We start from the raw sequence: 25,607 nt of genomic DNA, 5'->3' as shown, positions 1-25,607 counted from the left end.
TAAGATTGACTACAAGAACAAAAAATCTTCTTCTACTATTTACCAGAAATCCTGAATTAGGAAAATGCAAAACCAGATTAGCCGCGACTATAGGTGAGCAATCTGCACTTGATATTTATAAATTTTTACTGCAGCATACAGTAGATGTGACCAGAGGCCTTAAAGTCGACAAAGAAGTTCATTATTCTGTAAAAGTAAGAGAAAATGATATTTGGGATCCTTCAGTATATAATAAGAAAAAACAATTAGGCGAAGATTTAGGGGCACGAATGCAGCAAGCATTTTCTGATGGGTTTGAGAATGGTTACCAATATATTATCATAATGGGAAGTGACTTATACGATATTGAGCAAAAAGATATCGAAGCTGCTTTTCTGGCTTTAAAAACAAGCGATTACGTCATCGGACCAGCAGAAGATGGCGGATATTATCTTTTGGGAATGAATACATTGACAAGCCCTCTCTTTCAAAATAAAGAATGGGGAACAGCCACAGTTCTAAAGGATACACTAAAAGACTTAGAAGGAAAAAAAGTTAAAATTTTAGAGGAACGAAACGATATCGACTATTTTGAAGACATTAAAGATATCGAAGTATTTCAACAATTTATAAAATAAAGATATGACCAATTATATTGAAGAAACAAGAGATTACCTAAGAGATAAAGGATTTGAGAATCCTGAAGTAGGAATTATTCTCGGTACAGGTTTGGGACAACTTTTGGAGGAACTTGAGGTAATAAAAGAAATTAGTTATAATCACATCCCTTACTTTCCCACTGCGACAGTTGAGTTTCACAAAGGAAAGTTGATTTACGGAAAACTTGAAGGCAAAAACGTGATCGTTATGCAAGGGAGGTTTCACCTATATGAAGGATATACACTTCAAGATGTGACCTATCCAGTACGCATAATGCACAGTCTAGGTATAAAAACACTCTTAGTTTCTAATGCTTCAGGAGCAGTGAACCTGGATTTTAATAAGGGTGAAATGATGCTTATTGATGACCATATCAACCTACAAGGAGGATCTCCTTTGGCCTTTAAGGGTGTAGAACAGATGGGTACGCGTTTTACCGATATGAGCGCTCCTTATGACACCACCATTAATAATAAGATAGAAGCTATTGCCAAAGAGCACAAAATAAAATTACATAAAGGGGTGTATGCATCCGTATTAGGACCACAGCTTGAAACGAGAGCCGAATATAAATATTTAAAAATTATCGGTGCTGACGCAGTAGGCATGAGTACGGTGCCCGAGGTGATTGTAGCAAACCATCTTGATCTACCCGTGGTTGCATTATCTGTATTAACTGATGAGTGTGATCCAAACAATCTAAAACCTATTAATATTGAAGAAATTATCAGTATGGCCGCAAAAGCTGAGCCTGATATGATCACAATTTTTAAAGAAGTCATCAAATCACTATAAAATACTTACAATAAAAAATACTATGAGCTACTTAGATACCACCCATGACGTTTATAAAGATGCCGCACTTACCCCAGATGTAGGATTATGCTGTACTACCAACCCAATTTGGGAATTACCGGGATTGAAGATTCCAAAGATCATGCAAGAAATGAATTACGGTTGTGGAAGTACCGTTAATGCCAGAGATCTCACAAATAATCCCAAAGTATTATATGTTGGTGTTGGTGGAGGTATGGAGTTACTACAATTCTCATATTTTTCCAGACAAAAAGGGGGCGTGATTGGTGTCGATGTCGTTAAGGAAATGATTGAAGCTTCAGAAAAGAACTTTAAAGTAGCTGAAACTCAAAATGAGTGGTTTAAAAGTGATTTTGTAGACTTACGTTTTGGAGATGCACTTAACCTTCCGGTAGAAGATAACAGTATCGATGTGGCGGCGCAAAATTGCCTTTTCAATATTTTTAAAGCTGATGATCTTAAAAAAGCGATCGAAGAAATGTATCGTGTCTTAAAACCACATGGCAGACTCGTTATGAGTGATCCAACTTGTGAACAATCGATGAATGACACGTTGCGTAATGACGAGCGGTTAAGGGCTTTGTGCTTAAGTGGTAGCCTTCCGATTGCAGAATATGTAGAAGCCTTAACTGATGTAGGTTTTGGTACCATTGAGATTAGAGCCCGCAAGCCGTATCGTATTTTGGATCCAAAAAATTATGCAACTGATGAATTGATTTACATCGAATCCATTGAAGTAGCAGCTATTAAAGATCCAATGCCAGCAGATGGCCCTTGCATCTTTACAGGTAAGGCTGCGATATATTACGGAGATGGCAATCACTTTGACGACAAGAAAGGTCATGTTTTGGTAAAAAATCAACCCCTGGCAATTTGTGACAAAACAGCGAACGCATTGGCTGATCTTAAAAGAGATGACATTTTTATCAGTGAATCAACTTACCACTATGATGGTGGGGGTTGCTGCTAGATCTTGAGGCGGATTGTGCTATTTACCACAATCCGCCTTTAATACTACAAGAACATCTGTTAGCTTCATATGTTTATTACGACTATGTTATAGTTGAATAGTTATTTTATGGAAAAATATCTTCAGACTGTTGGTGAATCTTATACGGGATACTGGAACTATCTTGTAAAAGAAGTTTTGTTTGAAAATTCCTGGGCGAATTACTTTTATGGATTAATCGTTGTATCACTAATCGTCTGGATCCTCGAAATTATTTTTCCATGGAGAAAAAATCAATCTAAGTTTCGCAAGGATTTTTGGCTAGATGCCTTTTATATGTTTTTCAATTTCTTTTTGCTTAATTTGATTGTTTTTATTGCTCTCTCAAACGTTGCTGAGCGTTTCTTCAATGACATTTTAGGGATTATTGGCTTGAAGATTTCAGATTTTCAGCTATTTGATATCGATGTATTACCACGATTTTTAGGTCTCCTTATATTTTTTCTTGTGACTGATTTCGTTCAGTGGAACACCCATAGATTGTTACACAAAGTCCCTTTTTTATGGAATTTTCATAAAGTTCATCATTCCATTAAAGAAATGGGTTTTGCCGGTCACCTGAGATACCATTGGATGGAGCCGGTACTCTATAAATCTATTTTATATATTCCATTAGCTATTATTGGAGGTTTTGATGCTCAAGATGTCGCAATTGTCCATTTCTTTGCACTGACCATCGGTCATCTCAACCATGCAAACCTAGGTTGGGATTATGGTTTTATGAAATACATATTCAATAATCCTAAGATGCATATTTGGCATCATTCAAAAACTTTACCTAAGCATAAATCTGTAGGAGTAAACTTTGGGATCTCACTCAGTCTTTGGGATTATATATTTAAGACAAACCACATTCCCTCAAACGGAAGAGATATTGAATTAGGTTTTGAGAATGATGAGCAATTTCCTAATAATTTCATTGCTCAGGAATTATATCCATTAAGTTTTAAAAAGAAATAACCGAACATAAAATACTATGAAAATGATACCTAAAAGTTTACTATTACTCTTTACTACCAGTATCCTAATTGGTAGTTGTACGCTATTGGGTGCTGCAGGACTCACCAGTCAGGGTCAACCCACAAAGACAACTCCGCATCAACTAACCTCAACGACCGCTAATTCAGTCGTTAATGTAGATCATGCATCGTGGGATAAGATCTTAAAAACATATGTGGATGCCACTGGTGATGTTGACTATAAAAGCCTGAAGGATAACCGGGAGGAGTTACAGAAATATTTAAAATATGTATCCGGTATGCAACCCAACGATAACTGGTCCGTACAAGAACTCTTAGCATTCTATATTAATCTATACAATGCGTATACAGTAGACTTAATTGTTGAAAATTACCCCGTTAAAAGTATTAAGGATATTAGCGGTGCCTGGACCAAAGCCATCGTGCCTATAGGGGGTCGTACGTTATCATTAGGAGGAATCGAAAACGGTGTGCTTCGTAAAATGAATGAGCCCAGAATACATTTTGCTATCAACTGTTCCTCAGTATCATGCCCTAAACTGCTAAACGAAGCCTATACGGCAGGTAAAATTAATGAGCAGTTAGATAAAGCAACACGAGAATTTATAAATAGCGAAAAAAATCAGATCTCAGAGAACTCTCTAAAACTTTCGTCTATATTTGATTGGTACAAAAGTGATTATTTAATTAACGGAAACGAATCTGTTATTGATTTTATCAACCCCTATACTGATATCAAAATCAGTAAAAATGCAACCATTGATTACCTAGACTATAACTGGAATTTAAACGAATAAGCCTAAGAACCGTCTTACTGAATGATTAGTATTATTGTTCCTGTTTTTAATGAAGAAAACACTATCAAAGTGCTTTTGAAGCATCTCGATCAGGTATCGGGCACGCAGATACACGAGCTATTATTAATTGATGGTGGAAGTACAGATGATACACTCAAAAAAGTAAATGACTATGATCGTCGTCGCATCGCACAAAAGATTGGCGCATTTCCAATAAAAGTTTTTAGATCAAATAAAGGCAGAGCTGTTCAGATGAACTTCGGAGCTAGGAAAGCGGAAGCTGATATTTTATATTTTTTACATGCAGATAGCTTACCTCCAAAGCATTTTGACGAAGCAATCGTTACCTACGTTAAAGACAATAAGCGAGCAGGATGTTTTAGAATGAAATTTGACCACAAACATTGGTGGCTTGGACTTATGGCCTGGTTCACCAAAATAAATCACCGAGCTTGTAGAGGCGGGGATCAGAGTTTATTTGTTTGCAAAAAAGTATTTCAAGAGATTGGTGGATACGATGAACGTTATATTGTATTTGAGGATAATCATTTCATTGGCAAATTATATGATCAAAAAATGTTTTCTGTTATTCCTTCATGGATAGTCACCTCATCACGCCGTTATCGGGAACATGGCGTTTGGCGGTTACAGTATTATTTTCTAATTATTTATATAAAAAGATGGTTTGGCGCCTCTGGTGAAGAGCTTTGTGCTTATTATAAAAAGAAGGTAGTGAAGTAACATTTATAACTTAATCACCTTTCCCTTATACAAGGCTTTCACATCAAGAACAGGGGGCGTATTAAATAAAATTAAGTTTCCTGTGCTTCTTAGCTCACCGGTCACAGCATTGCGTGGATTTAGATATATATCATTTGTACCTCGGTGAAAAATAGTAGCGGTATTGACACTCAAATCCTTACCCTCAAAGCGGCTATCCCCTTCCATAAACTTTAGATCTAGTGCATTTACCGCTCCTAATAAGAAAAAATTTGATTTTCCGTTGGTAACAATGCTTAGACTATCACATTTCAGTTCTAAATAAAAGTCCCCTGTTTTATGGAATGCATCTTCAGTCTCCAAATCCTCTGATGTTAGTTGTAGTGTAGCATACGATAGCACGCCATCACTTCTCACGGGGAGACCACTTGCATTTCTTATTTCAGACAACTCTTGCTGTGTAACATACACTTTGGTTAGTCCATATTCACGAACCAAATTACAGGCGTTCTTATTATCTATAATTAAGGTACCATCCTGTACATATACGTCAATGTCATCCAATAGGTTTTCCCCTGTTTCCACTACCACGGATTGAGCAATTCCTTGTTTGACTATTAATTGCGTACGCTGTAGCACTGAAATTTTTGAATACTCAGGAACCACAAATTCTTTTCTAATAGTTTCACCTGCAGCCTGAAAACAATCGGGAGCATTTTCCGCATCGCATCCTACACACATAATAACTACAATGAAAATTGCCAATAATCTAACCATCTTATATCTTTTTACAAACGTATTCCCATTCCAAACTCCACACCCTCTGCCGTTGCACCATGAGATTTGACAGTTACATTAGCAAAGATATCTTTATAAAAATAATACTTCAGACCCAGCCTGTTGTACCACCTTCCTTGATAAGGCACCGGATAATACACATAGTAGCCTATCTGGGTCACTACTGAAAGGTCCCCTATAAATAACTCATGCCCTGCAGTCAATCCAACCCGCTTATAGTCTTCGGTTCCATCAATTCCATCTTCAGGAAATGCAATTGATCTATATTTAATATATTCTTTTAAAAATTCGGACACAAAAAAATCTGCTCCCAGTTGCAATGCATTTTTACGACCAATGCGCTTATCCACGTACCCTGAAAAGGTTACAAAAGGATACCGTCCAGATCCGATTACATCGGTTTCATTAGCGCCTGCCAATATCGCCAGATTAAATCGTAACGACTGATTTTTAAAGGTTGTTGAATCTTTGGCTATATAACTCCTTTCTTCGGTATAATTTGGATCATACGTAAGCCCTACAGTAAAGGCAAAGGTATTAGTACTGTTGTTCGGAGCTTTTGAACTTGCATTAGAATAATGGATTATAGTGCCTCCGGTCTCTAAACCGATTCCTTTGTAAAGAGAGGGCCGTGTATAATTCAATTTTATATATGTTGAACTAAGAAGTCGAGATCCATATGCATTGTTGATGTAGTTACTATTTCTATCATAAGGATTCGTAGTAATTGCAATTCCCTGACCCAACCTAAACTGAATATTTTTTTTTAAAAAGTAAAAGTTCATATGTCCATACAAACCATAATTATCCCCAAGAAACTCATTCTGCATGTCTTGGTAAATAAAAGACACCCCATAATCCGGATAGTTGTACCATCCTTCCCATGGTCTATCTCCATAAGTTTTACGGTTATAACTTAGTACCACTCCCTCCGGATGTTGTGTAATCAAATGACTAATATCAGGGTTATGTTCTAATATCGTTCCGTAGAAATAATGGGCATCAAAATAATAACGGGTAGCATATTTATTTTGAGCAGTGCAACAAAAGTAAACTAAGAGAATTAAAAAAGTGTAGATGTATTTCATCAAAGATCTATCAGGAGGTTTTAAAAGAAAAAAAAATGGCTCTCAGAAAAATCTGAGAGCCACAAAGTAATCTAAAAATCAACCATTAACTATATTATCGCTTATAGATTACCTTAGCGTTTTTGATACGATCATTAAAATCGTTCATGGTTCCTACATAAGTATACTGTCCATTAAAAGTTCTGTCAGGACGCTCTCCTACAATGATATGTTTAATGTCTAAATCAGGCGCATTAATTTCAATCTGATCTTGTATACGCATAGTTTTATCTCCCAAATCAGTATCTAAAGCTTCTAATTTTGAAATAACATACAATCGCTTACCATCAGCGCGAATTTCCTGAATTTCAATATCATGTTCTTTGCCTGATACTTCAGTCTCGACAACAATACTCATTTCTTCTTTTTCACCTTCATTAGGCATATCCAGATCGATGTATGGCACTTCTACTTCTTCTTCTTCCATGACAACTACCACTTTTGGCACTTTTATGGTTTTAGTTTTTGTTCCTACATTTACATCTGCCCAATCAACATCATATGTTGGCAATTGACCCTCTTCGGCATCAATATCCACATCAACGTCTGGAAGTTTGGCTTCTTTTTTCTGATTAACATCACAGCTAATTAGCGTTGCACTTAGTATAGCTAATAATAATACTTGCTTTTTCATAATTGTTTTGAATTTTGATAGTTAATTAATAATATTCTAATCATTTACTATAAATGCATGAATTACTCCAGGCAACCAACCTATTAATGTAAGTAGGACACTGATTAAGAAAGTCATACCCAAACCATGTTTTAAGAACACGGCCAATGGCGGTAGTAAAATGTTTAATATTATGGTTAATAACGACATACGATAAAAATTTGATTAGTTATGAAACAAAACTACTTCGATTCAAAACGGGATACCGTTAAGGTTTTTTCAATTGATATATGTTTAACTTAAAAAGAGTGATAATGTTAATTTTTTGATGATTTTTTAAAAAATAGTTAACTATTTACCAGAATAATTATAGTTTTTCCATTTCAAGTTTTCAAGTCATTATTGATAAATATTCTAAATAACACAAAATGATTAAGTTTTAAAAGTTCTTAACGACCTATTATTTTGAGAAACGTATTTTTAGGTCAACTATACATTTATATTACTTATGGAACACATTGTAATTTTAGGTAACGGAATTTCTGGTATAACTGCCGCTCGCCATATTAGAAAACTATCTGACAAAAAAATTACGGTGGTATCTGCAGAAACTGAGTATTTTTTTTCGAGAACAGCCCTAATGTATGTGTATATGGGGCATATGAAATTTGAACACACCCAGCCTTACGAAAATTGGTTTTGGAAGAAAAACAAAATAAATCTCAAACAAGGTAAAGTAATTCAGATTCAAGGGGCACAAAATATGTTGATTTTTGACAATGGAGAAACGCTCTCATTTGATAAGCTGATCGTAGCCACTGGTTCTAAGCCTAATAAATTTGGATGGCCGGGCCAGGATGGCAAGGGAGTGCTTGGGTTATATCATAAACAAGACTTAGAAACCTTAGAAAAAGTTGCGCCTAATAATACCGTGTGTAAAAGAGCAGTGATTGTGGGGGGTGGATTGATTGGAATTGAATTGGCAGAAATGCTGAGATCCAGAGATATCCCTGTCACATTTTTAGTACGTGAAAAAAATTTTTGGGATAGCGTGCTTCCTGCAGGTGAGAGTGAAGTGATCAATCGTCATATCAGAAATCATCATATTGACTTACGCCTAAACACTAATCTAGATAAAATTCTATTGGATGACCAGGGTGCTGCGAAAGGTGTAGTGATTAAAGAAACGCAAGAAGTAATTGAGTGCTCTGTGGTGGGACTCACAGCCGGTGTTTCTCCCAATATTCAATTTCTGAAAGATAGCGACATAGAAACAAATCGAGGTGTGTTGGTAGATGACCATTTAAGAACTAATATTCCGTCTATATATGCTATTGGTGATTGCGCTGAGCAGCGCACAGCTATTGGAAATAGAAACCCTGTAGAAGCTGTTTGGTATACCGGAAGAATGATGGGAGAAGTAGTTGCACAAACACTTTGTGGAAAACCTATGAAATATAAACCGGGACATTGGTTTAACAGCGCAAAGTTCCTGGATATTGAATATCAGACATATGGTTGGGTATTTGCAAAACCTAAAGAACATGAAAAACATTTTCACTGGAGACATAGTGATGATACTAAATGCATTACAATTAATTACAACAAAGACTCTCTACAATTTATTGGGATCAACACCTTTGGTATACGTTTAAGACACGAGGTGTTTGATCGTTGGCTCACTCAGAAAAAGGATGTCTATTACGTCATCGAAAACTTAAGAGAAGCTAATTTTGACCCGGAGTTCTATGCACACTACGAGGCAGAAATAAAAACAGCGTTCAAGGCATCCCACACCGTACATACCTTACACACAAATTAACAATCATCTACGTTTTAGATCAATAGTATGAAATATACAGAACATAACCTATCACTTACAGGAGGCAATCCTCCTAAGTCATTAACCACTTCACAGAAATTCGCAGTTGTTTTAGGATTGACCGGATTAGGCATTTTTATTTTAGCGATCACAAACTATAATTTTCCCAATAAAAGTATGTGGCTTGCAGCCGCTCTTACAGCAATAACAAGCGGAATTATTTGGTTCTCCTTAGCTGCCTATTCTCATAAGACAGAAGGTATAAAAAATGATGGCGTTTGGTTTAAGTCTATCGCAAATCGTGGTGTTTGGGCGTGGATACTGGGCGTCGTATTAACTGGATTTTATATCGTTTTGTACTTTTATCCCCAGTTTTTGGGATTGCGTAACGAAGGTGACAATACCGGTCTGGTAGGATTGTTTGACCCCTTGAGCAAGATTCTTAGTGGCAACCCCGCAAGCCAGTGGTTTGTGTATGGCACACTTTATACTATAGCGATTTTAGCTTTTGGCTTTAAGTTCTTTTTAAAGTATAAACACAACCGATATGAAAAACTAAGAACCATATCTGTCATGTTCTTCCAACTAGCGTTTGCTTTTTTGATTCCGGAGTTTATGGCCAGGCTTAATTCAGATTCCTTCTCTTTACCGTATTACGATCTTAAGAATATTTGGCCTCTTAATTATTACAACTTCGAGCAATACAGGGTGGATAGTTTTATAAGCGCCGGCTCGATAGGAACAGGCCTATTGATTTTTGGTATCGCTTCTATTTTTATAATTACTCCTATACTCACCTATAAATACGGTAAACGATGGTACTGCAGCTGGGTGTGCGGTTGCGGTGGTCTTGCTGAGACTGCCGGAGACCCTTTTAGACACCTGAGTGACAAAAGTCAGACTGCCTGGAAAATCGAGCGTTGGGTGGTACACAGTGTTGTAGTCTTTGTAACTATAATGACAACCGCGGTTGTACACTCGTATCTAGGAAACGACAGTTCAAAGTATTGGTTAACAAAAGACTTATTTTTAATTGGAGTAGGAACATTGCTTACACTTGTGTTTGCACTTGTAATGCTTTTCAAACGTAAAGAACTCGCAAAAGATGCCGTTTATGGCGCCATTGGATACTTCACTCTCATCATTGTCTTATTAGCGCTTCACTTTTTTGGCAGCGATGGAAATCTATTCTTTTTTGAAGCTGAAAAATTGCGTGCAAGTTATGGTTTTATGATCGGTGCAATTTTCTCCGGAGTGGTAGGAACCGGATTTTATCCAATTTTTGGAAATCGTGTTTGGTGTCGTTTCGGATGTCCTATGGCTGCTATTTTAGGGTTTCAACAACGTTTGTTTTCAAGGTTTAGAATTACAACAAATGGCGGACAATGTATATCATGTGGGAATTGCTCAACATATTGTGAGATGGGAATTGATGTCAGAGCATACGCGCAAAAAGGAGAAAATATTGTTCGATCCAGCTGTGTAGGTTGTGGTATTTGTTCGGCGGTTTGTCCTCGCGGAGTTTTAAAACTGGAAAATGATAGTATGAACGGACGCATCAATTCCAACGAAATCCTACTTGGTAATGATGTAGATTTGATGGACTATGTTAATCAAGGAAAATAAAGTAAGTCACGATCTCTGGAAGGCTTAACCTATTAGTTAGGGAATAGTTGCCAAGAGTGGATATTATTTACGATATTGCTCCGTTTTATTTTGCACGCTAGTTTTGAAAATCACCATTAGCAAAAAACGTACTACTTAGGTTCATATAAAAGATGAATTCAATTATAAAAGTTATTATTCCCGCCTTTAATGAAGAGGATGCAATACCACTCGTTATTCGAGATATTCCCAAATTTGTTTCGGAAATAGTGGTGGTGAGCAACAACTCATCAGATAATACGGAAATAGCTGCTAAGAAAGCAGGGGCTACCGTGTTAAAAGAGCCGCGTATGGGATACGGGCATGCTTGTTTGAAAGGTATAGAATATATAAAAAATCAAGAAATTAAACCTGATATTATTGTATTCTTGGATGGGGATTATAGTGATTACCCAGAAAATCTGACGGAGATTATTGACCCCATTCTTACTGATAGCATAGACCTAGTGATTGGTGCTCGAACCAAAGAGCTGAGAGAACAAGGAGCTATGACTCTTCCTCAAATTTTTGGAAATTGGCTGGCAACAAACCTTATGCGCTTATTTTTTGGAGCCAAATTTACTGACTTAGGACCGTTTCGGGCTATTAAGTTCAGTAAGCTTTTAGCACTTGAAATGGAGGATAAAACATATGGTTGGACTGTAGAAATGCAACTGAAAGCGATTAAAAAAAAATATACCTATACTGAAGTTAAGGTGCCATATAAGAATCGAATAGGAGTTTCAAAAGTTTCGGGAACGGTAAAAGGTGCTATATTTGCAGGCATTAAGATATTAAGTTGGATTTTTAAATACAGTTTCAAATAGTGGATATTGCCATTATCATAATTTACACCCTCGCGTTACTTATTATTTTTTTATATAGTTTAACGCAACTCAACCTGCTCTTTAATTATATAAAATCGCAAAGGCAACCGGATGAATCTCCTGTTTTCAATTTTGAGAACTCACAAGAGATCCCATTCGTTACCATCCAGTTACCGGTTTATAATGAACTATATGTAATGGAACGTTTGCTAGATAACATAGCGCAGTTAGAATACCCAAAAGATAAGTTGGAAATTCAGGTTCTGGATGACTCTACTGACGAATCTGTTCAAAGTACAGCTGCCCAAATAAAGATGTTGAGAGCCACAGGACTTGATATCAAGCATATTTGCAGAGAGGATCGCAGTGGTTTCAAGGCGGGTGCACTTAAAGAAGGGTTAAAAATAGCTAAAGGTGAATTTGTAGCGATCTTTGATGCTGATTTCTTGCCCGGTAAACAATGGTTACTACGAACCATTCCTTTTTTCAAAGACTCAAGTATTGGTGTCGTTCAAACCCGATGGGGTCATATCAACCGTAATTATTCCCTGTTAACCAAAATTCAGGCATTCGCATTGGATTTTCACTTTACAATGGAGCAAGTAGGGAGAAATTATAACAATCACTTTATCAACTTTAATGGTACTGCCGGTGTATGGAGAAAAAAATGTATTCTTGATGCCGGTAACTGGCAGGGAGACACACTAACCGAAGATTTAGATTTGAGCTATCGTGCGCAAATGAAAAAATGGAAGTTTAAATATCTTGAAGATGTAGAAACTCCGGCGGAGCTACCGATCGTTATTAGTGCTGCACGTTCGCAACAATTTCGCTGGAACAAAGGGGCTGCCGAAAATTTTCAGAAGTTATTCTGGAAACTCCTCAAGGATTCAACTGTGCCATTTAAAACAAAATTGCATAGCTTTTTTCATCTATTAAATAGTAGCCTTTTTCTTTTGGTTTTATTAGTGGCTGTGTTGAGCGTACCTATTTTGTATATCAAAAATAGTAACCCTCTATTCAGTTGGTACTTCAATGTCATCGCCTTTTTTGCCTTAAGCACCGTGATATTTTTCTTCTGCTATTGGTATACCTTTAAGAGGATTCATGGCAAAGGTTTTTGGAAATTTATGGAGTATATAAAAATGTTTTTTACATTTTTCTCAATTGCAATGGGGTTTTCGGTTCATAACTCTGTGGCAGTACTAGAAGGTCATTTAGGTAAGAAAAGTGAATTCATTAGAACGCCAAAATTTAACGTAAGTACATTAAAAAATAATCTAAAAGACAACAAATACATCAATAAAAATATTTCAGGAAATACCATTATTGAAGCACTACTCATGGGATACTTTGGTTTTGCACTGTATAGTGCTTTTAAACTACAGGATTTTGGTTTGTTTTTATTTCATATGATGTTATTCTTAGGATTTGGATTTGTGTTTATAAAATCTATCACTTCAAAATTGTGATCGGTCGACTTCAGAAATATAGTGGTATCCCAATCATACTTCTGATTTTCAGTCTTCTTTTTTATCTCATTTTTGCGTATTCTTTGGAACGGACCGATTTTATAAAATTAGTTTGCTTATACAGCGCATTATTTTTCTTTGCATACAAACTGCTTAGTCTTTACAAGCATGATTTTAAATTCTTGGCAGGGATCGGATTGCTATTTAGGCTTCTTTTCTTAATTGCCATCCCCAACTTATCTCAGGATTTTTATCGTTTTATATGGGACGGAAGACTTCTAACACAAGGCTTGAATCCATACCTAACATTACCGTTGGAGTGGATCTCTCAAGGTAACGCTCCCTTTGCTCAGGCAGAAGTCCTATACGATGGAATGGGAGCTTTAAACGGAAGCCACTACACTAATTATCCTCCGCTAAGTCAGCTTTGTTATGGCATTGCTGCTTTGATTGCAGACAACAGTATTTTGGGAGCTGTAATTATACTCCGTTCAATCATCATTTTAGCAGATATTGGGACGCTTTATTTTGGCAAAAAACTACTCACATTTCTAAACTTACCTGAACATCATATTTTTTTCTACTTTCTTAATCCTTTTATAATTATAGAATTGACGGGAAACTTACACTTTGAAGCGGTTATGGTATTTTTCTTAGCTTGGTCACTATATTTATTAGCCAAGGGACAGTGGCATTGGGCTGCGGGGGTTTTTGGACTCTCTATCTCTGTTAAATTGTTACCCTTGCTCCTGTTACCTTTGCTTTTACAATATTTTATTCCATTTTACAAAGCTCAACCTTCCAGATTCGGAAAAGCTCCAAAATTGTTGCTTTTTTATACGCTGACTATTACGATTGCATTTTTAACTTTTCTTCCCTTTATAAGTAGCGAATTTCTGCAAAACTTTAGCCAAACTATTGCACTGTGGTTCCAAAATTTTGAATTTAATGCCAGCATCTACTATATTATTAGATGGTTCGGTTATCAAACTGTTGGTTGGAATATTATAGGAACAGTCGGTAAAATATTACCTGTTCTATCTGTTTTAGGCATTTTGAGTTTGAGCATTTTTAGAAAAAACTCAAATTTTCCTCAGCTACTTACAGCTATGCTATTTGCAATTTCTCTCTATTTTTTACTCTCTACTACAGTTCATCCGTGGTATCTGGCGATTCCTGTTTTTTTATCAATCTTTACTACCTATCGCTATGTTCTTTGGTGGTCACTGACAGTTGTATTGAGTTATAGTGCGTATGCCGAAACTAATTTTAGTGAAAATTTAGCTTTGGTCGCTTTAGAATATCTAATCGTAATCGGTATATTTATTTTTGAAATCTTTCAGCATAAAAAAGTAAAGACCTGTCATCTTGAAAATTGATTACAAAAAAACAGGGAGAAGAATTCTCAGAACTATTTTAGGTATATCACTGCTTATTTTGGGGGCTTATGTTTTTTTATACTTTAGACAGGAACGGTTCTTTTTTAATCCGAAATTACTGGATAAAGCATACGAGTACAAATTTGAACAACCTTTTGAAGAAATCAACATCAAAGTTGCCGAAAAAATAGAGCTCAATGCCTTGCTTTTCAAAACACGAACCGCATCAAAGGGTGTGATTCTGTATTTTCATGGCAATGCAGGCGCTATCCATGACTGGGGGAAGAGAGCTTCGTTATATACTGATAACCAATATGATATTCTATTTGTAGATTACCGTGGCTATGGTAAAAGTGATGGATTTTACTCTGAAGAAAAACAACTTTATAATGATGCTCAGGAAGTATACAATTATGTCAAAACACGTTATGATGAATCTCGTATTATTGTTCTTGGCTTTTCTTTAGGAACTGGTTTCGCCGCGTATACTGCCGCAAAAAATAACCCAAAGCTTTTGATACTAGAAGCCCCGTACTATTCTTGGAATACTTTTATTGCAAGTATTGCTCCTGTACCTCAAATGCTGATAAATTATGAAATCCCTTCCTACCAATTCTTATCAGAAGTTTCTTGTCCCGTCTATATCTTTCATGGCTCCAGAGACTTTTTAATTAGTCCAGAAGAAAACTCAAAGAAACTTAAGGCGCTGTATCCGGATAAGATACATCACATAATGATTGAGGGTGCAGGACATAATGGAATTTATATTACGAAACAATATTATGATATTCTCAAAAATATTTTGGCTGCACCTCTTACTACTGCACTAAAAGAAACTACATCATTCGAAGATTAACAACCTCTTGTTCTGTAAGAATCCGCCAGTGTCCTCTTGGTAAATCTTTTTTGGTCAAGCCTGCATATATAACACGATCTAATTTTACGACATCGTATTCTAAATGTTCAAATAATTTGTGTACAATATTGTTTTTTGAAGATTTTAATTCTATCCCCACCTCATTTTTGGAAGCTCCATCAATATATGATATTTCGTCTACGTGAATAAGACCTTCTTTAAGCTTGATGCCTTCTTTTATTTTAATTAGATCTTCATACTTTAAGTTACGACTTAGCTCAACATGATAGATCTTACGTACCCCTACTTTGTGATCAATTAGTTTCCTTTCGATATCAACATCATTTGTAAATAATAGTAAACCAGTTGTATTGCGATCCAAACGCCCTACCGGTTTCAGCACCGATTTTGATGCATTTGCTACCAGATCCATAACGGTTCTGGTTTTTTCTGCGCTATTGGTAGTGACAAAACCTTTAGGTTTATTAAGTAACACATACTCTTTTTTATAAGGAGTAATCACTCTTCCGTCAAACTTAACCTCATCAGTAAGCTTAACTTTATATCCCATTTCTGTAATAGGCTTTCCATTCACCCAAACACTTCCTGTTTCTATGTATAAATCTGCCTCTCTACGTGAACAAACACCAGAATTTGCAACAAATTTATTAAGCCTCATCTCGTCAGAGACTTTGATAATTCGTTTAACCGGTTCTTTTTTTCGTATAGGGGCGTTCCCTCTTGCATAAGATTTTCCTCTGGATTTTCCACCCTGTCTTCCACTATTACTTCCTTTATTGGAATTATCTCCACGACTCATATCTGAAATTTTGCACAAAGATAGCTTATTCCCTCTTTATAAGGCAACTATTCTTTATCTAGTTGAATTGTACTTTGTCGTTCTCTGTTTACATGAAGTCGCGTCACATCAGGACGTGCATAATGACCCACAGGATCAAAATTTTGACGCTCTTTTAAAACTTCGTTGAAATCTAAGGTCGCGGTAATCAGCTCTTCTTTATCAATTACAGGAGGCACTATCCATTCGCCATCAGGTCCCGCAATACAGGAGCCACCGTTAGCCAACGGAGTCGTAAGAGAACCAAAGATAGCAGCTCGATTCGGGAAATCTTGAGGAATGTCTGAAAGCTTGAGTACACTAGAAACTGATAGGACATAGGATCTGGATTCTCTTGCTATAAAACGCGTTATGTCTTTGGTATTAAAATCACTTCCCGGCCAGACTGCTACATGTAAGTTTTCTCCCTGACCATAGAGCGCAGCTCGGGGTAACGGCATCCAATTTTCCCAACAATTTAAGCCACCAACAGTAAATGGAGGCAGTTCATGAACTTGTAATCCATTGCCATCACCCGGGGACCAGCTTAATCGCTCCTCATAGGTAGGCTGTAATTTACGATGAACAGATTCTATGAAACCTTCTTCATTAATATATACCAAGGAGGCATACAAGCTGTGACCTCCTCTATCCATAGGACGCTCAATTACGCCAATATATATAGCGATATTATGCTGTTTAGCTAAGTTACATACTCCCTTCAAATCACCATTTTCTATAACAACCGAGTTCATAGCGTAATGCGCATGGATCTCCTTTTGAATAGAATTATTAAACTCACTTGCGTTAGTTAGTGCTAACCAAAAAGGATATCCGGGTAATAAGGCTTCTCCAAATACGAGTAACGCTACACCCCTCTCAGAAGCATCTATAATGGTTGCTTCAATTTTTGCTAAGGTTTTTTCCTTGTCCAAAAATACTGGTGCTATTTGTGCTAAGCCAACTGTTAGTGATGATTTCATACATGTATATTTATGTTATGTTGCAACCAAAATTTTCTTACCTTTCTTCTTATAGATCACACTTCCAAGCTAAATTTACGCTATAAGAATTTACGCAAGATAACTTCTATATCTATAAGAACTATGTTGAAAACACCTGAAACAATGATGAATTTCATGGCATTATGTAACCATAAATAGTGTTTTTGAGCCTTAGACAACCATAAACCAACCAAAAAGAAAAAGAGTAATGATAACACGATATTAAAATAGATCCCCATATAGCCAATATCGTACTGTGTTAGCAATAAGTAAGTAGGTAAAATACAAGCAAGTACCAAAATAGTAATAACACGTTTGGATACCTTTTCACCATACAAAATAGGCAGTGTATGATAATCCTGTGCTAAGTCCCCTTTTATCGTGCTTAAATCTTTAACCATTTCTCGTATTACCAATAATAAGAACAGGTAAGAAGCATGTACAAATATTACATGGTCAAAGTTTTTATAATAGACAAAAACTGCGAAAAAAGGAATAATTGAGAGTAAAGCTGCTATAATATTACCAAAAAGAGGAATTTTTTTTAGTTTATGAGAATAAATCCAAATTCCGAAAATGTATATAGAGAAGAATAAAACAGCTCTAAATGAAACATAGCTTGCCAGTACGACCGACAAAAAATTAAGGACAAAATATCCGGTTAACTTTGTCCGCTGACTTACTAATCGGTCCAACATGCTTTTCTGCGGACGATTAATTAAATCCTTTTCACGATCATAAAAATTATTAATAATATAACCGGAAGCAATAACAATTGAAGAAGCTAGAATTAAAACAAACAGTTTAGTATCAAACAGTATATGACTAATAGGAACGTGGGGTGCCAGTATAAAAATTGAGGTTAAATATTGTGCGATTACAATAACTAAAATATTGTAACCCCGAACCACCGAAAACAAACTCAACAGCTTTAGCAATATGAGTTTATTTTTTCTGGACAGCATACATACTGCTTTTTAAAAGTTATAAACTACTTCTAACTTATAATTTTCCAATGCTGCTTGCGCTTTATCAAAGTCTTCTGTAAAGCCTAGAATGTAACCTCCGCCACCAGAACCACAAAGTTTTAGGTAATATGCATTGGTATCAATACCTTTTTTCCACAGAGCATGAAATTGTTGAGGTATCATTGGTTTAAAGTTATCAAGAACAACGTTGGATAGCTTTTTTATATTCATAAAGAGAGATTTTACATCTCCTTTCAAAAAATCATCAACACAGTCATCGGTATGCTTAACAAATTGTGTTTTGAGCATATTACGAAAACCTTCTTGCTTCATATTTTCCATAAAAATACTCACCATTGGTGCGGTTTCCCCCACGATACCACTATCTAATAAAAAAACTGCGCCCTTTTTCTGTTCTGTACTTTGAGACGGAATTCCAGCTGCTTCGATATTATCTTTGGAGTGAATAAGAATAGGTAAACTTAAGTAACTATTTAAAGGATCTAAGCCTGAGCTCTTGCCATGAAAAAAAGATTCCATCACAGCAAAAATTTCTTTTAATTTGAGTAATTTATCTCGTGTTAGATTTTCAAGAATGGTAATTTTATCGATAGCATATTTATCATAAATAGCCGCAACTAGAGCGCCGCTACTTCCAACTCCATATCCTTGAGGAATACTGCTATCAAAATACATTCCCGACGCTACGTCACTAAATAAAGCCTCAAAATCAAAAGTGACCAATGCATCGTTCTGAATAGTTTGCAGGTACTCTGCAAAATTCTTCAAATGCGTATTCGACTTGATAGCTTCTTCAGAAGGATTATCTGAAACTTTTAAAGCGCCCTTGTAAAAGTTATATGGAATACTAAGACCTTTAGAGTCTTTAATAATACCATACTCTCCAAACAGAAGAATCTTAGAATAAAATAGTGGTCCTTTCATCAGTTGATAGTGCTTACTGTAGTTGTCGTCTTTATAGTGTTAAAATTACACTATTTTGGCTCCCAATCCAAGTTTATCGCAAATATACTGTCCTTTATCGCAATACGCAACTAAGCTTGTCTTAATGAAATCGTAAATCTCATCTTTTTCATTCTCAGGAAACAGGAGATGGACATTAGCTCCTGCATCGAGAGTAAAACAAACTTTTGAACCCGTTTCTTTACGATATTCCCAAACTTTCTGAAGTACTGTAAGGGTATGGGGTTTCATTAAAATAAAATATGGTAATGAGGTCATCATCATGGCATGCAATGTTAATGCCTCGCTTTCTACTAGCGTGATAAAACGATCCAGATCCCCTGTTTTAAGAACTTGGATCAAGTCATCGACAGCATCGTGAGCTTGTTCGAATCGTTTTTGTGCAAAGGGATGGCCATGCATAAGGTTATGTCCTACAGTACTACTCACTTGTTTTTCACCTTTGTCTATCAGTAAAATGACATCTTGGTAGTTATCAAAGTTTTTATGAACTTCAAAAGGTACCTTGATAGCATATGCATCAGAACTCTCTAAAATAGCGTTGTGCTTTCCCCACATGGTCACCGGACCCTCTATACTGCGACATGCACTTCCTGAACCAAGTCTGGATAAAAAGGATGCTTTTTGTACAAGCAACTCCTGAGACAATTCAGGATTAATTATTTTTTCTAAATGTACCAGTGCAAAAGCCAAAGCACTCATGCCACTGGCAGAAGATGCTATACCACTACTATGAGGAAAGGTATTTTGCGTATCAATTTTCAACTTGTAATTTTTTACAAAAGAAACATACGGCAAAATACGTTGTAGAAATGCTTCTATTTTTGGTCTGAAATCAGGTTTTTCTTTTCCTCCGAATAATAAATCAAACTTGACAGTTTCTTGTGTTTCACTAAGCTTTATATACTCGAGTGAGGTTTCGGTGTAACAATTGGACAAAGTGAAACTTATCGATGGATTTTCCGGTAATTGTATTTCTCTTTTTCCCCAATACTTAACCAAAGCTATATTACTCGGCGACGTACATCGTATCGTTCCTTTGTCGGGTAGACTTGAATAAACTGGTGAAATAAACGTTGTAGAACTGCTCATCAAAAAAAAACATTTTGACAAAGATAAGGGCTTAGTCGAATTTAATAGTAGAGCTAGTGAAAATAAATTGCTATTTTAGTGCTTGACTAAGGTAGGGCTATGAAGAAAAAATTAATTCGTATTAGTATTACTGTTTTTATTTGTCTTTCCATAGGCATCTTGAGCAGTATTGCTACGCAATCAGGTATGAGTTCTTGGTACCCTTCGTTAGTTAAACCCGCCTTCACCCCACCGCAATGGGTGTTTGGCCCGGTATGGATTGTATTGTATATATTAATGGGAATAGCAGCTGGAATGGTTTGGAGTCGCGGCTTTTATCATAAATGGGTAAAAGTAGCCTTATACCATTTCGGTTTTCAGCTCTTATTAAACGCAGCATGGTCTATATTATTTTTTGGCTTGCGAAGCCCTTTATTAGCGCTACTGGATATTACCGCCCTGTTTATCCTTTTCCTTTTTACCATCAAATGGTTTAAAGTTGTCAATAATACCGCCGCTTACCTACTTATTCCTTACGCTATATGGATTGCTTTTGCGGCAATTTTGAACTATAGCATATGGCAGCTTAATTAATAGTTGAACAAGGAAATATAACACATGAGTAAAAAAGCAATAGTCTTGCAAACCACCTTAGAGTTAATAACTACTCAGGGGATAAATGCTACATCGCTATCGCAGATTATAAAAGAATCTGGAGTTGCCAATGGAACGGTATATCATCATTTCAAAAATAAGGAGGAGATAATCACCGAACTCTATCTGATGCTAACCCAGGATTTTGGAACTGTGGTGATGAGAAATACGGATCAAGGAGATTACAAAAAGCAGTTTTCAACTATGTGGATGAATTTGTTCCATTATTTTGTGAACAATCCGTTAGCTTTCGTCTTTTCTGAGCAAATTGCACGCTCACCAGAAATACCACAATCTTTAAAGGATCGTGCGAGAAAATATTTTAGTGAGATAGAATTGTATTTTAGAAACGGAATCAGAGATAAGGTTTTTAAATCCTATAACACTATGGTAATGGAAGAGCTTTTCTTTGGAAACGTAGTTTCTATCGTAAAAATTCATGAAAATGAAAAGGTAACGCTACAAGAAAAACACTTACAGCAAGCAATTGAAATTTCCTGGAGAGGATTTGTAAAAGAATAAAACGATGAATGGTATAGCTACTTAATTCGTCTTTCTCTTTTCTTCCAAAGATTTTTCAGCCAAAGTGCATGCTGCAATGTAACCGCTTGTCCAAGCATTTTGAAAGTTGAACCCTCCTGTAATAGCATCAATGTTCAAAATTTCACCGGTAAAAAATAAATTCTGATGTGTTTTACTTTCAAACGTTTTAAAATTCACTTCTTGCAAAATAACACCTCCTGCAGTGACAAATTCTTCTTTAAACGTACTTTTACCGTTGATACTAAATTTTGATTCGGTGAGCTGCGTTGCTAACTTCCTTAATTGTTCTTTTTTGAGATCTGCCCATCGGGTTTGTTCGGTAATTCCCGAAGCGATCACTAGCGATTGCCACAAGCGCTTCGGTAAGTCAAACTGCGCGTATTTAAATGCATATTGTTTAGTATATTGACTTTTGAGTTCTTGTAACCCAAAAAATGCCTCTTCACTTGTTTGTTCGTGTAACCAATTTATTTCAATTTCAAATTTGTAAGCTTTTGCATGGAGTTCTATTGCCCCCCAAGCAGACAATTTTAAAATAGCAGGTCCGCTCAGCCCCCAATGCGTAATCAACACCGGTCCTTCTGACTTCAACTTAGTTCCTTTTACTTTTACCGAAGCGTGCGTAGCAATTCCAGGCAAATTTTTAATTCGACTGTCCTTACAATTAAAAGTGAATAGAGAAGGAACCGGAGCAACTGTCTTATGAAATTTTTGATCTAACAGCGTCCATATTTTTGGATTACTTCCAGTGGCTGCTACGAGGTACCTAGCCTTAAACATACCTTTTGAGGTGTGCACCTCCCAACAATCTGATGATTTTTGAAATTCTTTTACCGCGTGATTAGTTTTTACGTCAATTTCGTGTATTCTTGCTTCCTTCAGGAAACAATCTATAATAGATTCTGATGAATCGGACACAGGAAAAACACGTCCATCTTCTTCAATTTTTAAAGGCACCCCACGTTCTTCAAACCAAGCCATAGTATCGCCAGTCATAAATGTATGAAAGGGACCTCTTAATTCTTTTTCACCACGAGGATAATTTTTGGTTAGATCAATTGGCATAAACTCTGCATGGGTCACATTACAGCGGCCGCCCCCAGAGATTCTTACTTTAGATAACACTTCCTTACCCCGCTCTAGAATAGCTATTTTGAGATTTGGGTTTTTATCTACTGCATTTATTGCTGTAAAAAAACCAGCTGCACCTCCGCCTACTACGATCACGTCATAATTCATCGTGCAAAATTAGTCAAAAACCGAAGGGAAACAAGTCCTTAAAAATGTTTAATTCAAGAAAATGCTGAAAGGCCGGTGATATCCATACCGGTAATTAACAGGTGAATATCATGCGTACCTTCATAGGTAATTACACTTTCAAGATTCATCATATGTCTCATAATACTATATTCTCCGGTGATTCCCATGCCCCCGAGTATCTGTCGTGCTTCTCTGGCTATTTTTATCGCCATATCCACATTGTTTCTTTTAGCCATAGAAATTTGAGCCGAGGTAGCTTTACCTTGGTCTCTTAAAACACCTAAGCGCCACGCTAACAATTGCGCTTTAGTGATTTCGGTGATCATTTCTGCTAATTTTTTTTGCTGTAACTGTGTGCCTCCGATAGGTTTATCAAACTGAATTCGCTCCTTTGCGTAACGCAAAGCTGTATCATAGCAATCCATCGCTGCACCAATTGCTCCCCAAGCAATACCAAACCTTGCCGAGTCTAAACATCCCAGAGGTGCACCAAGCCCACTTTTACCGGGTAATAAATTCTCTTTAGGCACTTTTACATTATCAAAAATCAATTCTCCGGTTGCTGAAGCTCTCAAAGACCATTTATTATGTGTTTCGGGCGTAGTAAACCCTTCCATTCCCCGCTCTACAATTAATCCGTGTATCCTTCCGGATGCATCCTTTGCCCAGACCACAGCTAAATCAGCAAACGGAGCATTGGATATCCAAAGTTTAGCTCCATTGAGAACATAATACTCTCCTTCTTCTTTAAAATTAGTAGTCATTCCGCCCGGGTTTGAACCGTGATCTGGCTCTGTCAAACCAAAACACCCCATAAACTCACCGGATGCCAATTTTGGTAGATATTTTTTACGTTGCGCTTCGGTACCATATTTAAATATAGGATACATCACCAAAGATGACTGAACAGAAGCTGTAGACCGTACACCAGAATCACCTCGTTCTATTTCTTGCATAATCAGACCGTAACTGATTTGATCAAGTCCAGCACCCCCATACTCTTGCGGTATGTAGGGACCAAAAGCACCAATATCTGCCAAACCTTTAATTATCTGCTTAGGAAACTCTGCTCGTTGCGCGTACTCCTCAATTATAGGTGAGACTTCGCGTTTTACCCAACTGCGCGCAGCATCTCTGACCATTTTATGCTCATCACTTAACAAATCATCTATCTGATAATAATCGGGGGCTTGAAATAAATCTGGCTTCATATATAAAAGTTTAGACCGTACATACTATTCTGATACTAACAAATGTAACTAAAGCAATACGAGAACACAATTTTTTAACCTCCAATATATTTTGATAAAAGCGTAGCAGTGTAATACCATTTTAAGTTAAAATTCCGGAAATTAACCACAACTAGTCCAAAATTTTTGGAAGTACCATAAATACTGAGTAAATAATCCTCATATTCCTACAAAAATCTACACTTTACCTCACTTTTCTTACATTAAGAGTCCTTTAACACATCTTTTCAAAACACTGTAAATCAGTTTACTAAACATAATCCCAGAAGCAATAAGCAGATGGCACACTTATTACTATTATTTATATGAATTTAATTTAGAATTAAAACCTAATAAAACTTATAACGATGAAAAATTTATTTGTATTACCAGCATTAGCGTTAACCTTGACAATAGGATCAGTAGCTGCTCAAGATCTTGCAGTAAACGATGCAACCGAGGTAACACTACAAGAAAAGTATGTTGAATTAGCAGTTGAGAATTTACCACAACCTGTATTAGATGCTGTTGCAAACGATTATGAAGGAGCAACTATAAGTAAAGCTGCCGCAAAACAAGATGCATCAGAATTTAAACTAGAGCTTACTCAAGAAGATGGTGAGGTTATGGAAGTATATGTTGATGCAGAAGGAAATTGGATCTCTGAATAACATCCTGTTATTGGATAGCTTAAAACAGACCACTATCTAAAGACTAAAAAAATCATTTATGAGAAAGGAAAGAAACCCGTTATGGGTTTCTTTTTTTTTGAAAAAAATTTAACCAATTCTATACGGTACATTCATTTGAATTAAAAATATAGTCACACCGCCTTAAAACATTCAGGGCAAGTCTCACTTTCAAATTTATAATTCTTAACCATAACTCATTACTTTACACAAAACATTGGTATCCTTAGCTGCAAATAATACCAGAAATACTTTATGGGCCAACATACCAACTCTTGGTTAACTCACTAAACTCCTCAATTGCTTATACGGTTTTGTATTAAGCAACTTTATTTAACGTATGTAGGAAAATAATCCACACTCTTGTAGCCATTTCCACACAATATCTACATAAGAAAATCTTAATGAAAATTCACGATAAATACTAAACTATTGAAATATAATATCTTACAACTATAAAATAACTGCAAGTTCTTTTGGTACAATTATTACATTATATAAAGTGTTATCAATTTAAAACTTAATTAAAAACAAGAACCATGAAAAAATTATTTGTAATACCAGTAGCCGTTTTAGCTTTTACATTTGGAAATCAAGCAGTAGCAGCACAAGATTTAGCAGTAAATAGTACTACTGAAGTGAGTGCAACTCAAGAAAAATATACAGATGTAGCTGTTGAAACTTTACCACAACCTGTTATCGATGCAGTAGCTAAGGATTTTGCAGGTGCAACTATTAGCAAAGCTTCAGCAAAGCAAGACGCTTCTGCTTTTAAATTAGAGCTAGCTAAAGAAGATGGAGAAAGTATGGAAGTATATGTTGATGCAGAAGGTAATTGGATTTCTGAATAAATAAAGCTTATTTAAGC

General features: G+C 36.2%; 27 protein-coding genes. 16 read left to right on the top strand and 11 right to left on the bottom strand.

Features of this window, described 5'->3' with window-relative positions:
- The first annotated feature begins 5 nt into the window (after positions 1-5).
- From BD809_RS02005 to BD809_RS01980, 6 genes are all read left to right on the top strand, one after another.
- Positions 6-617: a TIGR04282 family arsenosugar biosynthesis glycosyltransferase gene (locus BD809_RS02005; RefSeq protein WP_148781277.1), complete on the top strand. Its 612-nt coding sequence runs from the start codon at positions 6-8 to the stop codon at positions 615-617.
- 4 nt (positions 618-621) lie between these two features.
- Positions 622-1,434, top strand: coding sequence for a purine-nucleoside phosphorylase (locus BD809_RS02000; RefSeq protein WP_148781276.1), 813 nt, complete (start codon positions 622-624; stop codon positions 1,432-1,434).
- Between the two features lie 22 nt (positions 1,435-1,456).
- Positions 1,457-2,425, top strand: coding sequence for an arsenosugar biosynthesis arsenite methyltransferase ArsM (gene arsM / locus BD809_RS01995; protein WP_148781275.1), 969 nt, complete (start codon positions 1,457-1,459; stop codon positions 2,423-2,425).
- A gap of 108 nt (positions 2,426-2,533) precedes the next feature.
- Positions 2,534-3,424: a sterol desaturase family protein gene (locus BD809_RS01990; protein WP_148781274.1), complete on the top strand. Its 891-nt coding sequence runs from the start codon at positions 2,534-2,536 to the stop codon at positions 3,422-3,424.
- A gap of 22 nt (positions 3,425-3,446) precedes the next feature.
- Positions 3,447-4,241, top strand: coding sequence for a DUF547 domain-containing protein (locus BD809_RS01985; protein WP_317130840.1), 795 nt, complete (start codon positions 3,447-3,449; stop codon positions 4,239-4,241).
- A gap of 21 nt (positions 4,242-4,262) precedes the next feature.
- Positions 4,263-4,982 carry a TIGR04283 family arsenosugar biosynthesis glycosyltransferase gene (locus tag BD809_RS01980; protein WP_148781271.1) on the top strand — a complete coding sequence of 240 codons (720 nt, stop codon included), beginning with the start codon at positions 4,263-4,265 and terminating at the stop codon, positions 4,980-4,982.
- 3 nt (positions 4,983-4,985) lie between these two features.
- Here BD809_RS01980 and BD809_RS01975 read toward each other — a convergent pair whose 3' ends face one another.
- The 4 genes from BD809_RS01975 to BD809_RS01960 form a co-directional block, all read right to left on the bottom strand.
- Entirely contained in the window at positions 4,986-5,738 is a 753-nt protein-coding gene (locus BD809_RS01975) for a head GIN domain-containing protein (RefSeq protein ID WP_148781270.1), read from the bottom strand.
- A gap of 11 nt (positions 5,739-5,749) precedes the next feature.
- The gene (locus tag BD809_RS01970) at positions 5,750-6,847 is read right to left on the bottom strand and encodes an acyloxyacyl hydrolase (protein WP_148781269.1); all 1,098 of its coding nucleotides are present in this window, start codon (positions 6,845-6,847) and stop codon (positions 5,750-5,752) included.
- A gap of 94 nt (positions 6,848-6,941) precedes the next feature.
- A complete protein-coding gene (locus BD809_RS01965; RefSeq protein WP_148781268.1) occupies positions 6,942-7,520 on the bottom strand; it encodes a hypothetical protein in 579 nt (192 codons plus the stop codon).
- A 36-nt stretch (positions 7,521-7,556) separates the two neighbouring features.
- Entirely contained in the window at positions 7,557-7,709 is a 153-nt protein-coding gene (locus BD809_RS01960) for a YqaE/Pmp3 family membrane protein (RefSeq protein WP_148781267.1), read from the bottom strand.
- Positions 7,710-8,007: 298 nt separating this feature from the next.
- On the opposite strand from BD809_RS01960, the gene BD809_RS01955 reads away from it, so the two are divergent.
- The 6 genes from BD809_RS01955 (at position 8,008) to BD809_RS01930 (ending at position 15,499) form a co-directional block, all read left to right on the top strand.
- Positions 8,008-9,321 carry an NAD(P)/FAD-dependent oxidoreductase gene (locus BD809_RS01955; RefSeq protein ID WP_148781266.1) on the top strand — a complete coding sequence of 438 codons (1,314 nt, stop codon included), beginning with the start codon at positions 8,008-8,010 and terminating at the stop codon, positions 9,319-9,321.
- 27 nt (positions 9,322-9,348) lie between these two features.
- Positions 9,349-10,947: a 4Fe-4S binding protein gene (locus BD809_RS01950; protein ID WP_148781265.1), complete on the top strand. Its 1,599-nt coding sequence runs from the start codon at positions 9,349-9,351 to the stop codon at positions 10,945-10,947.
- Positions 10,948-11,099: 152 nt separating this feature from the next.
- Positions 11,100-11,792: a glycosyltransferase family 2 protein gene (locus tag BD809_RS01945; protein WP_148781264.1), complete on the top strand. Its 693-nt coding sequence runs from the start codon at positions 11,100-11,102 to the stop codon at positions 11,790-11,792.
- Positions 11,792-13,264 carry a cellulose synthase family protein gene (locus BD809_RS01940; protein ID WP_148781263.1) on the top strand — a complete coding sequence of 491 codons (1,473 nt, stop codon included), beginning with the start codon at positions 11,792-11,794 and terminating at the stop codon, positions 13,262-13,264. Before BD809_RS01945 ends, BD809_RS01940 begins: the two co-directional genes overlap by 1 nt.
- A 182-nt stretch (positions 13,265-13,446) precedes the next feature.
- Positions 13,447-14,643, top strand: a complete 1,197-nt coding sequence (locus tag BD809_RS01935) for a mannosyltransferase (protein ID WP_317130839.1) — start codon at positions 13,447-13,449, stop codon at positions 14,641-14,643.
- Positions 14,633-15,499, top strand: coding sequence for an alpha/beta hydrolase (locus BD809_RS01930; RefSeq protein WP_148781261.1), 867 nt, complete (start codon positions 14,633-14,635; stop codon positions 15,497-15,499). The genes BD809_RS01935 and BD809_RS01930 overlap by 11 nt, the downstream gene beginning before the upstream one ends.
- Here the strand turns inward: BD809_RS01930 and BD809_RS01925 are convergent.
- From BD809_RS01925 to mvaD, 5 genes are all read right to left on the bottom strand, one after another.
- The gene (locus BD809_RS01925) at positions 15,480-16,319 is read right to left on the bottom strand and encodes a pseudouridine synthase (protein ID WP_148781260.1); all 840 of its coding nucleotides are present in this window, start codon (positions 16,317-16,319) and stop codon (positions 15,480-15,482) included. The two genes, BD809_RS01930 and BD809_RS01925, sit on opposite strands and share 20 nt — an antisense overlap.
- Positions 16,320-16,366: 47 nt before the next feature.
- Positions 16,367-17,320: a carbon-nitrogen hydrolase family protein gene (locus BD809_RS01920; protein ID WP_148781259.1), complete on the bottom strand. Its 954-nt coding sequence runs from the start codon at positions 17,318-17,320 to the stop codon at positions 16,367-16,369.
- An 80-nt stretch (positions 17,321-17,400) separates the two neighbouring features.
- Positions 17,401-18,306, bottom strand: a complete 906-nt coding sequence (locus BD809_RS01915) for a geranylgeranylglycerol-phosphate geranylgeranyltransferase (RefSeq protein ID WP_148781258.1) — start codon at positions 18,304-18,306, stop codon at positions 17,401-17,403.
- Between the two features lie 12 nt (positions 18,307-18,318).
- Complete coding sequence (locus BD809_RS01910) at positions 18,319-19,254, bottom strand: mevalonate kinase family protein (protein WP_148781257.1); 936 nt, start codon at positions 19,252-19,254, stop codon at positions 18,319-18,321.
- Between the two features lie 45 nt (positions 19,255-19,299).
- Entirely contained in the window at positions 19,300-20,385 is a 1,086-nt protein-coding gene (mvaD, locus tag BD809_RS01905; protein WP_148781256.1) for a diphosphomevalonate decarboxylase, read from the bottom strand.
- Between the two features lie 99 nt (positions 20,386-20,484).
- Between mvaD and BD809_RS01900 the strand changes: the two genes are divergently transcribed.
- Both BD809_RS01900 and BD809_RS01895 read left to right on the top strand, forming a co-directional pair.
- Positions 20,485-20,958, top strand: a complete 474-nt coding sequence (locus BD809_RS01900; protein WP_148781255.1) for a TspO/MBR family protein — start codon at positions 20,485-20,487, stop codon at positions 20,956-20,958.
- A gap of 24 nt (positions 20,959-20,982) precedes the next feature.
- A complete protein-coding gene (locus tag BD809_RS01895) occupies positions 20,983-21,540 on the top strand; it encodes a TetR/AcrR family transcriptional regulator (RefSeq protein WP_148781254.1) in 558 nt (185 codons plus the stop codon).
- Positions 21,541-21,561: 21 nt separating this feature from the next.
- Here BD809_RS01895 and BD809_RS01890 read toward each other — a convergent pair whose 3' ends face one another.
- Both BD809_RS01890 and BD809_RS01885 read right to left on the bottom strand, forming a co-directional pair.
- Positions 21,562-22,800, bottom strand: a complete 1,239-nt coding sequence (locus tag BD809_RS01890; RefSeq protein ID WP_148781253.1) for a BaiN/RdsA family NAD(P)/FAD-dependent oxidoreductase — start codon at positions 22,798-22,800, stop codon at positions 21,562-21,564.
- A 53-nt stretch (positions 22,801-22,853) separates the two neighbouring features.
- The gene (locus BD809_RS01885) at positions 22,854-24,032 is read right to left on the bottom strand and encodes an acyl-CoA dehydrogenase family protein (RefSeq protein ID WP_148781252.1); all 1,179 of its coding nucleotides are present in this window, start codon (positions 24,030-24,032) and stop codon (positions 22,854-22,856) included.
- 386 nt (positions 24,033-24,418) lie between these two features.
- On the opposite strand from BD809_RS01885, the gene BD809_RS01880 reads away from it, so the two are divergent.
- Positions 24,419-24,721: a hypothetical protein gene (locus tag BD809_RS01880; RefSeq protein WP_148781251.1), complete on the top strand. Its 303-nt coding sequence runs from the start codon at positions 24,419-24,421 to the stop codon at positions 24,719-24,721.
- A gap of 557 nt (positions 24,722-25,278) precedes the next feature.
- Positions 25,279-25,590 carry a hypothetical protein gene (locus BD809_RS01875; protein ID WP_148781250.1) on the top strand — a complete coding sequence of 104 codons (312 nt, stop codon included), beginning with the start codon at positions 25,279-25,281 and terminating at the stop codon, positions 25,588-25,590.
- Positions 25,591-25,607 lie beyond the last annotated feature (17 nt).

The organism is Aquimarina intermedia (assembly GCF_008124785.1).
Lineage (GTDB): Bacteria > Bacteroidota > Bacteroidia > Flavobacteriales > Flavobacteriaceae > Aquimarina > Aquimarina intermedia.
The sequence above is the reverse complement of the archived record's forward strand: the minus strand, read 5'-3'. Positions and strand labels throughout refer to the sequence as shown.